The 14,699-nt window shown below is 66.7% G+C and carries 13 protein-coding genes; 9 read left to right on the forward strand and 4 right to left on the reverse strand.

What is annotated here, in order from left to right:
- From ACFK0J_RS18090 to ACFK0J_RS18110, 5 genes are read left to right on the forward strand one after another with little or no spacing between them, the layout of a single operon-like run.
- Complete coding sequence (locus ACFK0J_RS18090; protein WP_378741764.1) at positions 1–1,752, forward strand: HAD-IIIC family phosphatase; 1,752 nt, start codon at positions 1–3, stop codon at positions 1,750–1,752.
- The gene (locus ACFK0J_RS18095) at positions 1,742–1,990 is read left to right on the forward strand and encodes an acyl carrier protein (protein ID WP_378741766.1); all 249 of its coding nucleotides are present in this window, start codon (positions 1,742–1,744) and stop codon (positions 1,988–1,990) included. The genes ACFK0J_RS18090 and ACFK0J_RS18095 overlap by 11 nt, the downstream gene beginning before the upstream one ends.
- Positions 1,987–3,534, forward strand: a complete 1,548-nt coding sequence (locus ACFK0J_RS18100) for an SDR family NAD(P)-dependent oxidoreductase (RefSeq protein ID WP_378741768.1) — start codon at positions 1,987–1,989, stop codon at positions 3,532–3,534. Before ACFK0J_RS18095 ends, ACFK0J_RS18100 begins: the two co-directional genes overlap by 4 nt.
- Positions 3,497–4,456 (forward strand): ABC transporter ATP-binding protein, encoded by a 960-nt coding sequence (locus tag ACFK0J_RS18105; protein WP_378741770.1) that lies wholly within the window; start codon positions 3,497–3,499, stop codon positions 4,454–4,456. The genes ACFK0J_RS18100 and ACFK0J_RS18105 overlap by 38 nt, the downstream gene beginning before the upstream one ends.
- Positions 4,443–5,231 (forward strand): ABC transporter permease, encoded by a 789-nt coding sequence (locus tag ACFK0J_RS18110; RefSeq protein ID WP_378741772.1) that lies wholly within the window; start codon positions 4,443–4,445, stop codon positions 5,229–5,231. The genes ACFK0J_RS18105 and ACFK0J_RS18110 overlap by 14 nt, the downstream gene beginning before the upstream one ends.
- Positions 5,232–5,238: 7 nt before the next feature.
- Here ACFK0J_RS18110 and ACFK0J_RS18115 read toward each other — a convergent pair whose 3' ends face one another.
- Positions 5,239–5,745 (reverse strand): hypothetical protein, encoded by a 507-nt coding sequence (locus ACFK0J_RS18115; protein WP_378741774.1) that lies wholly within the window; start codon positions 5,743–5,745, stop codon positions 5,239–5,241.
- Between the two features lie 250 nt (positions 5,746–5,995).
- On the opposite strand from ACFK0J_RS18115, the gene ACFK0J_RS18120 reads away from it, so the two are divergent.
- A complete protein-coding gene (locus ACFK0J_RS18120) occupies positions 5,996–6,391 on the forward strand; it encodes a nuclear transport factor 2 family protein (protein WP_378741776.1) in 396 nt (131 codons plus the stop codon).
- Positions 6,392–6,864: 473 nt separating this feature from the next.
- Here the strand turns inward: ACFK0J_RS18120 and ACFK0J_RS18125 are convergent, their stop codons facing one another.
- Positions 6,865–7,308 (reverse strand): YybH family protein, encoded by a 444-nt coding sequence (locus ACFK0J_RS18125; protein WP_378741778.1) that lies wholly within the window; start codon positions 7,306–7,308, stop codon positions 6,865–6,867.
- A gap of 382 nt (positions 7,309–7,690) precedes the next feature.
- Here ACFK0J_RS18125 and ACFK0J_RS18130 point away from each other — a divergent pair, with 382 nt between their 5' ends.
- Both ACFK0J_RS18130 and ACFK0J_RS18135 read left to right on the forward strand, forming a co-directional pair.
- Positions 7,691–9,196, forward strand: a complete 1,506-nt coding sequence (locus ACFK0J_RS18130) for a M1 family metallopeptidase (RefSeq protein ID WP_378741780.1) — start codon at positions 7,691–7,693, stop codon at positions 9,194–9,196.
- A 108-nt stretch (positions 9,197–9,304) separates the two neighbouring features.
- A complete protein-coding gene (locus ACFK0J_RS18135) occupies positions 9,305–10,903 on the forward strand; it encodes an alkaline phosphatase D family protein (RefSeq protein ID WP_378741783.1) in 1,599 nt (532 codons plus the stop codon).
- 19 nt (positions 10,904–10,922) lie between these two features.
- Here ACFK0J_RS18135 and ACFK0J_RS18140 read toward each other — a convergent pair whose 3' ends face one another.
- On the reverse strand, positions 10,923–12,149 hold the full coding sequence (locus tag ACFK0J_RS18140) for an oxygenase MpaB family protein (RefSeq protein WP_378741785.1): 1,227 nt from the start codon (positions 12,147–12,149) through the stop codon (positions 10,923–10,925).
- Between the two features lie 187 nt (positions 12,150–12,336).
- Between ACFK0J_RS18140 and ACFK0J_RS18145 the strand changes: the two genes are divergently transcribed.
- Positions 12,337–12,987, forward strand: a complete 651-nt coding sequence (locus tag ACFK0J_RS18145; protein ID WP_378742889.1) for a TetR/AcrR family transcriptional regulator — start codon at positions 12,337–12,339, stop codon at positions 12,985–12,987.
- Here ACFK0J_RS18145 and ACFK0J_RS18150 read toward each other — a convergent pair.
- Positions 12,984–14,636: a protein kinase gene (locus tag ACFK0J_RS18150; protein WP_378741787.1), complete on the reverse strand. Its 1,653-nt coding sequence runs from the start codon at positions 14,634–14,636 to the stop codon at positions 12,984–12,986. The two genes, ACFK0J_RS18145 and ACFK0J_RS18150, sit on opposite strands and share 4 nt — an antisense overlap.
- Between the last annotated feature and the right edge of the window lie 63 nt (positions 14,637–14,699).

Genomic DNA, 14,699 nt, shown 5'->3' on the forward strand with positions numbered 1-14,699 from the left:
ATGGCAACCGATGTGGCAGTAGAGCTTTCCCCCGCCGACGGCTACGTGGCGTGGACCCAGCGTGCGAAAGCGCTGGCGCGCGAACCGGGCACGCCCGGAATCGAGGTGCGGATGGCGCTACTGGCCACCTACACCACCGACTTCCTCGCCGAGCTGCTGCCGCTGGCGGGTGCCCGCGCCGGGCTGACGCCGGAACTGCTGGACTTCCCGTTCGGGCAGGTCGAGCAGGTGCTCCTCGCGCCACAAACACCGTTCCGGGAAGGCGATTACGTGGTGCTGGCCGGTACCCATCACGACGTCACCGGCACGGTGGACGAAACCGTCAACCGCTGGGTCGGGCTGTGGGACGCGGCGGCCCGCTCCGGCGTACGTGTCGTCCAGCTCGGTTTCGCGCCGCCCGCCGTGGACGCCTATGGCCCGGCGGCTTGGCGCGCGCCGCAATCGCTGTCGTACCGAGTGCGCGAGATCAACGCCCGCCTGGCCGAACACGCGGCGGGACGAGTGCTGTTCGTCGACGTCGAACAGCTCGCGGCCCAGGTCGGTTTGCGCCAGTGGGAGGACCCGCGCAGCTGGTACCGGGTGCGCCAGCCGTACGCGCCGGACAGTCTGCCGTGGCTCGCCGCGGCGATCGCCGACACGGTCGCCGCCGACCGGGGCCGTTCCGCGCGCTGCGTGGTCGTCGACCTGGACGGCACCCTGTGGGGCGGCATCCTCGGCGATGACGGCATCGACGGCATCCGGGTCGGCACCGGCCCCGACGGCGAGGCATTCGCCGACTTCCAGCGTTACCTGCGCGCCCTCACCGAGCGCGGCGTGCTGCTCGCCGTGGCCAGCAAGAACGATCGCGACCTCGCGCTGCGAGCCATCGCGGAGGCGCCGGGCATGGTGCTGCGGGTCGAGGACTTCACCCATATCGTCGCCGACTGGCGGCCGAAATCCGAACAACTCCAGGAGATTTCGGAGAAGATTCGGCTCGGCCCGGCCAGCTTCGTCTTCGTGGACGACAACCCGGCCGAATGCGCCCAGGTGGCCGCCGCGCACCCGGCGGTGCGCACGCTGTGCCTGCCCGCCGCACCGGCGAAGTTCGCCACCGAACTGGCCGCACTGCCCTGGCTGCATCCGGGATCGCTGTCCAGCGAGGACTTCACCAGGCAACGCTCCTACCAAGCGCTCGCCGCCGCGGCGCGGACCGCGACCGACAACCTCGACGAGTTCCTGGCCGGCTTGGAGATGGTGGCCACCATTGAGCCGATCAACAGCACCACGCTCGATCGGGCCGCGCAGTTGATCGCCAAGACCAACCAGTTCAATCTGACCACCCGCAGGCACACCCAGACCCAGGTCAGGAAGATGGCCGAAGACCCGCGGTGGTTCGCGGCCACCCTGCGCCTGCGGGACCGCTTCGCCGACCACGGCATCGTCGGCGTGCTGCTCGCCGAGGCGGTAGGCGATGCCGGCGGGGCCGTCGAGATCGACACGTTGCTGCTCAGCTGCCGGGTCATCGGCCGGAACGCGGAAGACAATCTGCTGGCGGCCGCCGCCGAATGGGCGCTGGCACAGGGAAGTTCGCGATTGGTGGGCCGGTATCTGCCGACTGCCCGCAACGCGCTGGTGCGCGACCTGTACCCCGGGCACGGCTTCGTTCTCGAAGCGGAGTCGGAACAGGGGTCGGTATTCGGATACGACCTGTCGGGCGGCGCACCCGCGCGCAGCCCGCATGTGCGAGAGGCGCAGATGCAACATGGCTACTGATGTGATGGAGCAGCTGCTCGAGCTGTTCGCCGAGGTGGTCGGCGAACCGGCCGCGCACGGCCCCGACACGATCCGCGCGGACATGGACACCTGGGATTCCCTCGCCCAGGTACGGCTGGTCTACGCGGTGGAACGCGCCTTCGCGGTGGAACTTCCGGAGAGCACGCTCACCTCGGAACCGTCGCTGGCCGACATCGCCGCCGCGGTTGCGGCCGCACGGCAGGAGCGGGTGTCATGAACACCAGGGTTTTCCGGGTCACCGATACCGACGTGGCGACCTATGCCGCCGCGGTCGGCGATCGCAATCCGCTGCACGTGGACAACGACTTCGGTCACCGCTCCCCGTACGGTCGGCCGGTCGCGCACGGCGCGCTGGTGGTGACCCTCGCCTTGGCCGCGCTGGCCGAGACGACCGACCCGATGGCGGTGCGCGATATCCGGGCGACCTTCCGGCAGCCCACGATTCCGGGCAGGCGCTACGAGGTCGACTGGACGGTGTCGGAAAGCGAGGCCCGCGGCCGGGTGAGCTTCGGCGGTATCGAGGTGGTCGGCATCCGGTGCCGCCTCGGCTCGGTGCTGCCGTGGTGCGGTCCGGCGGCCGAGGACCAACCGCGCCGCGATACCCCGCGGGTGCTCGACTTGGCCGATCTGGCAGGCGATTCCGAGCGGGCGCCCGGTCCCGAGCGCGGCTCCTTCTCGGTGGACTATCCGCTGATCGCGGGTCTGGTGTCCCGCGTCATCGGCGGCCGCGTCCCCGAACATGTTGCCGCTGTGCTCGGTTGGGCCAGCTACTGGACGGGGATGTGCACGCCAGGCCGGGATGCCTTGCTCGTCGCCTGCACCGTCGTCCTGCACGGGTCCGGTTCCGGCGCGGTCGAATTCGAGACCGCCGAACCCGAGGTGGACCGGCGCTCCGGCCTCGTCACCTTGCGGGCGGGCATGCGCTGCGGCGCGAGTGCCGATGTCACGGTGCAGAGTTTGATCAGGGAGTCGGTGCCCGGCCCGGATCCCGCGGAACTGGCGGCGGTGTTGCCGCCGTCGGAGGCGCTGGCCGGACGCACCATCCTCGTCGTCGGCGGCAGCCGTGGCCTGGGCGCGGCGGTATCGCTCGGGCTGGCCAGCCAGGGTGCGCGCGTGCTGGTGAGCTGCACTCGGGCACCCGAGGTCCTCGCCGCGGCTTCGCACGCCTATCGGGATCGGTTGTGGCCGGTCCTCGCCGATGCCAGCGACGGCTGGGCCTTGGGTGCGGCACTGCCCGAAGGGCCGCTCGATGGCGTGGTTCTGCTTGCCGCACCGGCGATTCCGACGCTGCCGCTGGCACCGGACGCGGTCGAAACGGCCGCACAGTTCATGGCGGCGAGCACGCGGCTGGTGTTCGCGCCGCTGTCGGTGTGCGTGCCCAGGCTGCGCAAGGGCGCGACGGTGGTGATGATCTCCTCGGAGGCGGTGCTCGCGCCGCCGCGCTGGTGGCCGCACTACGCGGCGGCCAAGGCGGCCGTCGAAGGGCTCGCGGAATACGTTGCGCGCCACCATCCCTGGAACGTCGTGGTGGTGCGGCCACCGCGACTGTGGACCGACCTGACCAACACCCCGGGCGGACGTGCCGTGAGCAACCCCATCGCGCCGGTCGCCGCCGACATCGTCAACGCCTTCTCCGCCGAAGATGTTGTCGCCGGGGAAGTTTCGGTGCTCGGCGCCGCCGGATGGGGCGCACCGTGGCCAATATCGAGCGAGGAGGTGCGCGATGCTGGAGATCTCCGGTCTGAACAAGTCCTACGGTAAGAAGCAGGTCCTCACCGGGATCGACCTGACCGTGCGATCGGGCGAGATCGTCGGGTTGCTCGGTCCCAACGGCGCCGGAAAGACCACGACGGCGTCCATCGTCTCCGGTCTGACCGCCGCCGACTCCGGCACGGTGCGCATCGACGGCATCGACATTCGGAGCAACCCACGCCAGGCCCGGCGCAAGCTGGGCCTCGCACCGCAGGAACTCGGCGTGTACCCCACGTTGACCGCGGAAGAGAATCTGATCTTCTTCGGCAGACTGATGGGCGTCGGGCGTAGGGATCTGACCACGCGCATCGCCGAGGTCGGCGAGCGCTTGGGTGTGACGCCGTTCCTGAAGACGAAGGCACACCAGCTCTCCGGCGGTCAGCAGCGTCGGCTGCACACCGCGATGGCGTTGCTGCACGAGCCGGACGTGCTCTGGCTCGACGAGCCGACGGTCGGCGCCGACGTCTCGGCCCGGCAGGACCTGCTCGCCGAGGTACGCAACCTGGCCGACCAGGGCGCCGCCGTGGTGTACGCGACGCACTATCTGCCCGAACTCGAAGTGCTCGACGCCCGCGTCGTCGTGTTGCACCAAGGCCGGATCTTGGCCCAGGGCAGTGCCTCGGACCTGGTGGAGCAATACGCGCAGGCCGCGGTGAGCCTGGAGTTCTCGGCAGCCATTCCCGCGAGCCTCGGCGGATTCCTCGCCGCACCCGGCGCCGCGGTGCTGGAGTCGAAGCGGTTGAACATCCCGACCAACTCACCGGGACAACTGCTGGCGCAATTGTTCGCCACGTTGGATACCGATACCGATCAGCTGCTGGCAGCGGAGATCCAGCACCCCAACCTGGAGAACGCGTATTTGGCGATCATGCGCGCGGCGCACGACGCGGTCGACCAGCCCGTGGAAGGGATCCGAGATGCTGTTGCATGACTCTGCCGTCGATCGGGTGCGCGCGCTGTCCTGGGCGGATCTACGCCGCATTCGCTCCGATCCGGCCCAGCTCATCGTGATGATGGTGCTGCCCATCGGTATGATGGCGTTCCTGACCCCGGCGAACCGGGCGCAGTTGCGGCTGACCGGATACTTCGATGCCACCGGCATCGAACAGTCGGGTCCGGGCACGATCGTGCTGTTCGCGTTCTTCATCACGACACTGCTCGGTGCGTCGTTCTTCCGGGAACACGAGTGGGGAACCTGGGATCGGTTGCGGGCGGCCCCGGTGCGCGCCGTGGAGATCATCATCGGGAAGTCGTTCCCGTCGGTGCTGTTCTCGGTCTTTCAACTGACTTTTCTGTGGCTGGTCGCCTTCACCTTGTGGGACCTGCACAGCAAGGGATCGAACTGGCTGCTCGTCCCGTTGACGGCCTCGCTCGCAGTCGCGACCTGGGGGTTCGGTATCGCCCTTGTGTCGTTGTGCCGCACCATCGATCAGCTCGCGATCATGGCGCAGGTGGGTTCGCTGGCCATCGGCGGGCTCGCGGGCACGATCACCCCGCGCGACACGCTGCCCGCCTGGGCGCGCGCGTTGTCGCCGTACACCCCGCAGTACTGGGCGCTGAAGGGATATCAGGACGTCATCCTGCACGGCGCCGGGTTCGGCGACATCATCAAGCCGTGCCTGATCCTGATCGGTGTGGGCGTGGCCGGCGGGTTGGTGGCTCTGTTCAAGTTCCGGCTCAACCACAGCAAGGTCGGCCGGAGCTGACCCGGGTTCACTGGATCGGCTGGGTGATCGAGTTGTGTTCGTCGTTGATCAGGTGAAAGGCGGACGCCAGATCATCGAGCGCTGTCCGCCAGAGCGATTCGGTGCCGTCGCCGTGCGGGTTGCCGCTGCTCAGCGACAGCAGCACCTGGGCGGCCTCGGCGGCGCGGGCAGCGGCGTCGAGCAGCACCGGAGCTTGGTCGGAGGGGTGGCGCGGGGCCAGCGCGTCGATCCGGTTGTGTAGCCAGTGCGCGTCGAAATGGGCCTGTTCGGTGGCGTTTTCGCCGTCCAGCGCCGGTTGGGTACTCGCCGCCGTCCAGCGCTTGGCCAGTTCGTTCTGATCCGGCGCGTTGGTCACTGCGCTACGTAGTTCGCTGCTGAAGACGCGCTGCAGCAACGCCGCCAGCTTGGCGCGTTCGACCGCGGGGTCGGCGTCATTGGGTGCGAGGGCATCGATGTCGCCGGGGTCAATGTGCAGTACCGCCAGAATTGCCCTCAGTTGCGCGATCGTGGCCACTCAACCCCTGCCTTGTCCTGACTCGCCGAGCCGCTCTCGGCTACCACCCGACCCCCGGTACACCGAACGATTAACTAAATGATAGCCGCACAGTGTCATCGCCGACACCGCAAACGCCGCGCGAATCCCGCGGTTGCCGCGGCGGTCATGAGCTGCCACGCAATCGATCTCGACGCGGGTGTCGCAGTTGTGCGCTGGATCACCGCTGCCCTCTCTGGTCGATTTAGAATGATCACTCTAATATCGGGTCATGAGCAATAGAGATGCAGTGGAAAAGTTCTATCTGGCCACCCGATCCGGCGACGCCGCCGCGATACTCGACGCGCTGCGGCCGGGCTTCACGGCCCGCATCGCGCCCGGCATGCCCGCCGTCACCGACGTGGCGCCGGAGAGTGCCGAGGCCGCGCTGGCCGGTGTGTGGCAGCCGGTGTTCCGTGACTTCGAGATCGCGCCGTTCGCCGAGACCTGGTACGACGCGCAGGACGGTGCCGTGATCGTCACCGGGCATTACCGCGGCACGGCCCGGTCGACCGGCAAGCCGGTGTCGGCCGAGTTCGCCCATGTCTGGCGGGTTTCCGACGGCAAGCTGAGCGCGTTGCATCAGTACACCGACACCTGGTGCTGGCGGGACGCGTTGGTGAAGTGACATGCCCGGCGACGGCTGGTCATCGCTGCCGGGTAGGGAAATGCGCCGACAACCGCCGCCTGCCGAGTGCGGACCAAAGCTCCGAGTCGATGTGTGCCCATGGTGACCTCATTCCGAAACGACGATGCCTACACATCTAAGTTCGGCTTGGTCCCCCCTCTGGATTGACGGCACGCCGAAGCAATATCGGCGTGGCGGTCCGTCAGGAGCTCGTGTTGCTGTTCGCGACCAAATCGAGGACGAGGTCCTGGAGTAGTCGGCGGCTCCTATGTGCCTGGGCGATCAACAGTTCCGACGACCCCGCTTCCGCCAGTTCGACGAGCTGATTCAGCACATGGCACAGGGCGACCAGCCGCCGCACGGCTTGCTGTCGCTCACCGCAAGTGAGGTCGGTACCCATACCTTGCCAATCGCGCCGAACCGCCCCGCTGTTTCGGTCGGCTCGGCGCGTCATGGCATGTGGCGATTCGGGACTACGGCGTCAAATCCAGTACTGCCGTGCCATCGGTGAAGTCGGTCGGTACCGAGGTGTGGTCGTGCACGATGAGCCATCGGCCGTCGCGCTTCTGGAAACAGGCTGTCCAGCGGAACCAGAAATCGGTCGGCTGGCCGTCGGCCATCGTGCCCGTCATCCGATTGAGACTGCGACTGAAGGCGACGTCGCCGCCGATGGTGATGTCCAGGTCGCGCACCTCGAACTCGATGGGCCCGGTGAAATTCTCGAACGTCTCCTCCCAAGGCTTCCGATAGTCGTCCGTGCCCACGTACCGCAGCGGCGGAACAATGTCGAACGACACCGTATCCACGGCGTGAATCGCCATGGCCGCCGCCACATCCCGGTTACGGAACGCGGCCACCCACTTGTCGATCACTCCCCGGATCTCCGCCGCATCCGTCGTCTCCACCGTCGGAGTCATAATCCACCTCCACCTTCCCCCGTGATCGCCCGAACGACCAGCGGGCACGTTGTCCTGCCCAGCGCACGCTCATCCGAACAGGCGCGTCCCTCGGCGCTCGCTCACCAGGGCCACCCTGCCAGACCCCACCGACAGATACGCGTGGTCGGCACCCGTCGGTTCGGGTTCCGGAACGTGCGCCCCTCCTCAGAGATGCCCGGTTCGGTTTCGAAATGGGAGCCAAGGTAATTCATCCTTTTAGCAGTCCCCAGTTGATCTCCAGTCGAGATGGGTACCCCGATGTGATTCTCTGGTATCGCAAGGTCCTGGCCGAGGGTGCGAACCTGACACATTGGGGAGTTCGTTGATTATGGGGCGTTTTCACCTGTTGCATACTGTCTTGGTGCGTACTACTCCATTGCTGGTGGTCTGTGCGCTGGCTTCGAATACCGGTGTGGCCTCGGCTGCTTCGGTGCCGGGGATCGGTGATCCCAATTTTCCGAATATCGGCAGCCCGGCATACGATGTCTCCAATTACAGTATCGATCTGAAGTTCGATCCGTCCTCGGGGCGGTTGTCCGGGACTACGACGATCACGGCGCGATCCAAGCAAGATGTGAAGGCCGGAACGGCGATCGGGTTCGATTTCCTCTTGCAGACCCAGTCGGTGTTGGTCGACAACAAGCCCGCGAAATACACGCTGGGTAATGACAAACTGGCGGTGACGGCACCGACGGACCTGCCCATCGGCCAGGAGTTCACCACCGTCGTCGCGTACAACGACATCCCCTCGCGGGTACAGAACGCCGCGGGCCAACGGCACTGGGTGGAAAACGCCAACGGCGCGCTCATCTCCAACGAGCCCTTCTCCGCCGAATGGTGGTATCCGAGCAACGACCATCCCACGGACAAGGCGACCTACGCGGTGTCGGTGCTGGCGCCCGAGGCGATGGACGTACTGTCCAATGGCGTGGAAACCAGTGTCACCCAGCAGATTCCGGGCTGGAAGCGGCACAACTGGCTCAGCAAGTCGCCCCAGATCACCTACGCCAGCTTCCTGGCGATCGGCAAATACGAACGGGGCGGCCAGAACAGCGGCACCCCGGCGCGGCCGAACCTGACCGCCTACGCGACGGACCTGAACCCGACCGTGCGAGCCAACGCCAAGTCGAGCATCGAGCGGACCCCGGAAATTGTGGATTGGCTCGCCGGCGTGCTCACGCCCTATCCGTTCGAATCCACCGGCGGTCTCGTGGACGCGAAAATGGGTGGCTTCGCGCTGGAGACCCAGACGATGCCCACCTACACCGACGGATTCTTCAAGCGCGGCAAGAATGATTCGGTGGTGGTGCACGAGAACGCCCACCAGTGGTTCGGCGACTCGATATCGGTGGCTACCTGGAAGGACGGCTGGCTGAACGAAGGCTTCGCCAGCTACATGGAATATCTGTGGTCGGAGAAGAACGGCACCGGCACCGCGGCGGAAATCGCCGACTATGCCTACGCCACCTCGCGCCGCATCGATTGGAATGTGGTGCTGACCGATCCCGGTCCGGCGAATGTGCTACCCGCCGAGTTGTACACGCGAGGTGCGTTGGCAATCCAGGCCTTCCGCAGTGCGCTCGGCAACGACGAGGTATTCTTCCGGCTGCTGCGGGAATGGCTGACCAAGTACCAGTACGGCAATGCCAAGGTCGCGGACTTCATCGACATGGCAAACGCTGTCACGGGCCGCAGCACAAACGCTTTGTTCAAGACGTGGCTGACCGATAAGGGCAAGCCCGCGTACAAGCCGACCGACGCGAAATTCGACGGAGCCAACAACAGGGCTCCCCGGTCGGTCACCCCCACACCGCCCAAGCCAAAAGTGTGGGACGACCTGTACGCGGTCGTGACCGAGAAGCAGTAACCGCAGCACCGAGCCGGGCCCGTGCACACCACGGGCCCGGCTCAGCGGTATGGCCGAAGCAAGGTAGTTCCCAACTTTGTTGCCACCCAACGAAGTAACGTCTGCTCCATGGCGGAGCTGATCCTGGGCCCGGTGTTGCGGCACGTCGACGCGACCTCGGCGACCGTCTGGGTGGAAACTGACAGTGCATGCGAGGTGGACGTGCTCGGCAGGCGCACCCGCACGTTCCAGGTGGGTGAGCAGCACTTCGCGCTGGTCGTCATCGAGGGACTGGAACCCGATGCGTCGATCCCGTACGAGGTCCGGCTCGACGACAAGATCGCTTGGCCGGAACCGGAATCCGGCTTGCCGCAATGCCGGATCCGCACGCAGATCGTCGAGAAGATCATCTTCGGCTCGTGCCGGGCGGCCAAGGCCACGCCTGGCGTGCTGGAGCCGGACCGAGTCGGCCCCGACGCCCTGGACGCGTATGCGTTGCGGATGCAGTCCCTGCCGGAGCGGGAGTGGCCGGATGCGTTGCTGCTGCTCGGTGATCAGGTCTATGCCGACAAACCGACACCGCGGATGCGGGAATGGTTGGCGCGGCGACGCGGCGGGGCGGAGCCGCAGGACGAGGTCGTGTCGTTCCGCGAGTATGCCGAGCTTTATCACGAGTCGTGGACGGACCCGGAAATTCGCTGGCTGATGTCTACGGTGCCGACGTCGATGATCTTCGACGACCACGATGTGCGCGACGACTGGAACACCTCACGGGCCTGGCGTGCGGAGATGGCGCGGAAACCATGGTGGCGCAAGCGTATCCGCGCGGGACTGGCGTCCTACTGGGTGTACCAGCACATCGGCAACCTCGGCCCGGACGAGCTGTCGCGCAACCCGCTCTACCGCAAGATCACCGAGGCGGGTACGGACGTGCAGGACCTGCTGGAGGATTTCGCCGAGCAGGCCGACAAGGAGGTCGACGGCCGAAAACCCGCCCGGTGGAGTTATCGCCGTGACTTCGGCCGAATCCGGCTGCTGGTGATCGACACCCGCAGCGGCCGCATCCTCGACGGTCAGCGACTCATGGTGGGGTCCGACGAGTTCGACTGGATCGAGCAGAACGCCATGGGCGACTTCGACCATCTGCTGATCGGATCATCACTGCCGTGGCTGATGCCGCACGCGCTGAGCCACTTCCAGTCACTCAACGAGCGTGCGGCGAGTCTGCCCGGCTGGCGCGGGCGGCTCGGCGAGAAGGTCAGGCAGGCCGCGGATTTGGAGCACTGGCCCGCCTTTCGCGCGTCGTTCGAACGGTTGGCGCGACTGATCCATCGGCTCGGCACCGCACCGGACGCACCGAGCACGATCTGCGTGCTGTCGGGGGACGTGCACCACAGTTACGTGGCCCGCGCCGCCTATCCGCAGCCGACGAAATCCCAAGTGCTGCAGCTGGTGTGCTCCCCGGTGCACAACGACCCACCCAAGATTTTCCGCACGATGTTCACGCTGTCGTGGGCGATGTGGATCGGGTCGGCACTCCGGTGGCTGGCGACCCGGCGCGGGATCTCACCCGACCCGGTGCACTGGCGGAAGATGAGCGGTCCGCACTTCGGGAACTCGATTGCCGCCCTGCACATCACGGGCCGCTCCGCACGATTCACCTTGGAAACGGCGCGAGCCGACGAGGGTCTGGTCAAGGTGGCCGAATTGGACCTCCCACTGTCGTAGCGACAGACGCGGTCGGATCTCAGCGTGGGCGGTTGGACTGGGGGATCTCGATGCTGATCGTCGGCCGTAGTTCGGACAGGTAGAGCAGAGCCGCGCGGCGGAGGAATTCGTCGAACAGCCAATAGGTTTCCGAGGCCAGCGGGACTACCGGAAGCAGGCCCTCCCGGACGGCGATGAACGGGCCCCAGCTCACATTGAGCAGCGGATCCCAGACCGGTTCCCGGGCGATGTACAGCGAGTCGGCGATCTTGTCACCGAGCAAGAATCGGGTGAACGCGCCGAGTATCGGCTTGCTGAGGATGGCCAGGTCGAGCTGGGCGCCGAGGTTGAGCAGGATGTCGGCCAGCTTGACGCCCTCGGGTGTCGGCGCGAGCACCGGATCCAGGACCTGCTTCGCTTGGGAATTGGCCTCGTCCCACGATGCCGGGATGTACTCGTCGCGGATGCCCAGCAGGTGTGCGCACAGCTGCCAGGTGTGCAGGAAGGCCGCCGACTCCGCGGCGGGGATCGGCACCCGCCAGCTGGTCAGCTTCTGCATGACCGTCGTCGGGAGGCTGTGCCAGGTGACCATCATGTCGTTCTGGCTGATCGGAACGTCTTCCTCGGCGGCGTGTGCCCAGTGCGGTGACTGCGGCAGCAGGTGGCGCACCGCCGCATGAACCAGTCGGGTCTTGACGCAGGTCACGATCATTTCGCCATCGGGTGCGTAGGCGTTGGCGGTGCCGATGTCGTAGCCGAGTTTCGCGGTCTTGGAGATGCGATCCTTCATGTTGGCACCACCCTTGGAGTAGTAGACCGCGCGGGCCTCCCTGGGGATGACGGTGCTCATCATGCCGCTGGCAAGTCCGTACAAGACGCCGAGGTAGAGACCCCGCTTCTCGTTGAACTCGATCGCGGTGGCCAGCTTGCCATGATCGGCCCACGGCGGTAGCTGCCGGGCGTATTCCATGAAATCCCGCAACTCCGTTGGCAATCCGGGCGGCAGGGGCTGGCCGTTCCTGGTCCAGGTTCGCAACAGGTCGTTGACCCTCGGCACCTCGCCGCGGTCGAGCAGCGCGGCGACAATCGGATCGGCCTCGGCGTCCCACACCGTCATAGGGTCGGCACCTGGCCCGCTTCCGGCCACCGAGCCCTGTGGTGACCACGTCCACGGCTCGGCCCGCGCGGGCGCCACGACGGCCAGCGCGCCGAATGCGCCCAACGCCCCGCCTACCCGGAATGCGTTGCGCCTGCTGAGTTTGTCCATGCGTTCGCTCCCTGATCGAGGCTCACGGCACCGCAATGATGCAATGAAACACGTGCTGTTGCTGTGTAACATCGATGAGAGCACACTGTGTCGGCCATCACAAGAGCCGCCGTGACAACGGCTGGGTGATCGAGGCAGAATCAACCATCTCGAGGAGGAGATCGTGGAACTTGCCCCGTCGGTCCCCATGGCGAGCTCGGGCCCCGAGTCCTTGCTCGAACGGGCCTACAGCGACGCTCTCGAACAGGTCGACGACAGCGACGAAACCCGTTCGCGGGTCCTCGATTCGGCGTACGAGCAGTTCAGCCGGATGGGTATCCAGCGTTCGACCATGGAGGACGTGGCCCGCCGGGCCAAGGTTTCCCGGATCACCGTCTACCGGCGCTTCGCGACGAAAGACGCACTGGTGCAACAGGTCATCCTGCGCGAGTTCCGCCGTTACTTCGACCAATTCCTCGTCGACATCAAGCAGGCCAGAACCGCTGCCGACCGGGTGGTGCTCGGTTTTGTCAGTTCGCTACACGCCATCCGGCGCAACCCGCTCATCGGCGGGCTGATCACCGCGGAACCGGATCTGCTCGTCGGGTCGATGATCGGTGACGAGGGCCGGACCCTCGCCGCGGTGCGGCAGTTCGTCGCGGGCCAGCTCCGGCACGAACAACGCGCGGGGCACGTGTCGGCGGAGTTGGACGCCGAACTCGTGGCCGAAATGATGGTCCGGGTCTCCGGCTCGTTCCTGGCCATTCCCAGTCACATCGTCGACCTCGACGACGACGCGCAATTGGCCGCGCTGGCCCGGCAGTTCCTCGTTCCGATGCTGGAGCCGAAGCCGGTCTAGGTGCGCAGCCAGCGGGTCGTCGGCTTGGACAGGACCAGCAGCAGGATCAGGCACACCAGCATCAATCCCACTGCCATCGCCGCTCCCGTGGTGCCGTTCGGGGTGTCGTACCGGTAGCGGACGGGCACCAGGCTCGCCAGATAGCTCGCACAACCCAGAACCAGCAGAACGCGACCGAACCGTTTGCGGGCGAACAGCAGCAGGGCGCCACCGCCGAGTAGGAGTGCCGCGACCGCGGCCGCGACCGCCGCCGCGGCGTAGGGCGCTACGTGCGGGTCCATGTAGCGGAAGAGGTTGCGTACGTGGTGCGCTCGCGGGTACGCCACGACGAATGCCGCCACGGCGCTGAGTAGGAGGGCGAAAAAACCTGCGGCGGTGGCAGTTCCGCGTCCGGGCCGAGGTAGTCGATCAGGGTGGGGTGTATGCCGGGACGCGGAGGACGGCTGCGGCGCTGCCCGAGTTACGCGACGGTCCGCTGCCGAAGGTGAGTTCTGGGACGCTGCCGACAGTGTGCGCGGCGGCACTGCCGACGATGAGCGCGGGGTCGCTGCCGGAGGTGTGTGTTGAGGCGCTGCCGCGGATGTGTGTTGAGGCGCTGCCGCGGGTGTGTATTGATGCGCTGCCGAAGGTGAGTGCTGGCCCGCTGCCGAAGGTGTGTGTGGCGGCGCTGCCGAGGGTGAGTGCTGAGACGCCGCCGAGGGTGCGTGTTCGGCCGCCGCGGCGGCCGAGTGCTCGACGGCTGCCGCCGCGGGTGCCGACGGCGGGCGACTCCGGCGATTGTGATTCAACGCTGTCGGGGCTACCCGGACATGCGCCGCGCCGGGTCGGGCATGCCGGGAATCCCAAGCGGCCGAGGTGAACTCACGGCAGTTGCCGAACCGTTCGTCGCGCTGTTTGGCCATCGCCCGGATGATCACGTCATCGAGCGCGGGTGGCAGGTCGGGCCGAATGGCGCTGAGTCGAGGGACCGGCTTGCTGATGTGCCCGGCGATGACTTGACCCGGATTGGTCGCGGCGTAAGGCGGCCTGCCTGCCAGCAGCGTGAAAAGGGTGCAGGCAAGCGAGTATTGATCGGAGCGGTGGTCGACCGAAGCGCCGGAGAGCTGTTCGGGGGAGGCGTAGGCGAGGGTGGCGTTGAACGTGCCGCTGACGGTGAGCTGGGTGTTCGAGTCGAGGAGGCGGGCGATCCCGAAATCGGTCAGCACCGCCCGTTCCGCGCGACCGGTGTCGGGGGCGGCCAGCAAGATGTTCGCCGGTTTGATGTCGCGGTGCAGCACACCCCGGCTGTGGGCGTAGTCCAGGGCGGCGCCGGTTTCGGAGACGATGCGCAGGGCGCGGTCGATCGGCACCTCACGCGGATCGAGCCGCGCCGCATCGGAGCCGTGGATGTACTGCATGGCGATCCACAGATGCCCGTCGTGGGTCCCCCGATCATGGATGCCGACAATGGCCGGATGGTCCAACCGGGCGACCACATTGGCCTCCTGCTCGAACCGCCGCCGCAGTTCCAGGTCGGCGGAAACCTCCCGATTGAGCAGCTTGAGGGCGACCCGACGGGGCAGACGGGGATGCTGTGCCAGATACACGGTGCCCATCCCACCTCGACCGAGCACACCCTCGATGAGGTACTCAGCGAACGACTCGTTCACCCCGAGCTGCACTACATCTACCCCTACTCCGTTCGAGCACACGATCCGAGGAGGAGCTTAACC

Origin of the sequence: Nocardia brasiliensis, assembly GCF_042691675.1 — a bacterium.
Taxonomy (GTDB): domain Bacteria; phylum Actinomycetota; class Actinomycetes; order Mycobacteriales; family Mycobacteriaceae; genus Nocardia; species Nocardia brasiliensis_D.

Coding starts and splice junctions, on each gene's coding strand:
- ACFK0J_RS18090 (WP_378741764.1), top strand. CDS start 1: ATGGCAACCGATGTGGCAGTAGAGCTTTCCCCCGCCGACGGCTACGTG.
- ACFK0J_RS18095 (WP_378741766.1), top strand. CDS start 1,742: ATGGCTACTGATGTGATGGAGCAGCTGCTCGAGCTGTTCGCCGAGGTG.
- ACFK0J_RS18100 (WP_378741768.1), top strand. CDS start 1,987: ATGAACACCAGGGTTTTCCGGGTCACCGATACCGACGTGGCGACCTAT.
- ACFK0J_RS18105 (WP_378741770.1), top strand. CDS start 3,497: ATGCTGGAGATCTCCGGTCTGAACAAGTCCTACGGTAAGAAGCAGGTC.
- ACFK0J_RS18110 (WP_378741772.1), top strand. CDS start 4,443: ATGCTGTTGCATGACTCTGCCGTCGATCGGGTGCGCGCGCTGTCCTGG.
- ACFK0J_RS18120 (WP_378741776.1), top strand. CDS start 5,996: ATGAGCAATAGAGATGCAGTGGAAAAGTTCTATCTGGCCACCCGATCC.
- ACFK0J_RS18125 (WP_378741778.1), bottom strand. CDS start 7,308: ATGACTCCGACGGTGGAGACGACGGATGCGGCGGAGATCCGGGGAGTG.
- ACFK0J_RS18135 (WP_378741783.1), top strand. CDS start 9,305: ATGGCGGAGCTGATCCTGGGCCCGGTGTTGCGGCACGTCGACGCGACC.
- ACFK0J_RS18140 (WP_378741785.1), bottom strand. CDS start 12,149: ATGGACAAACTCAGCAGGCGCAACGCATTCCGGGTAGGCGGGGCGTTG.
- ACFK0J_RS18145 (WP_378742889.1), top strand. CDS start 12,337: ATGGCGAGCTCGGGCCCCGAGTCCTTGCTCGAACGGGCCTACAGCGAC.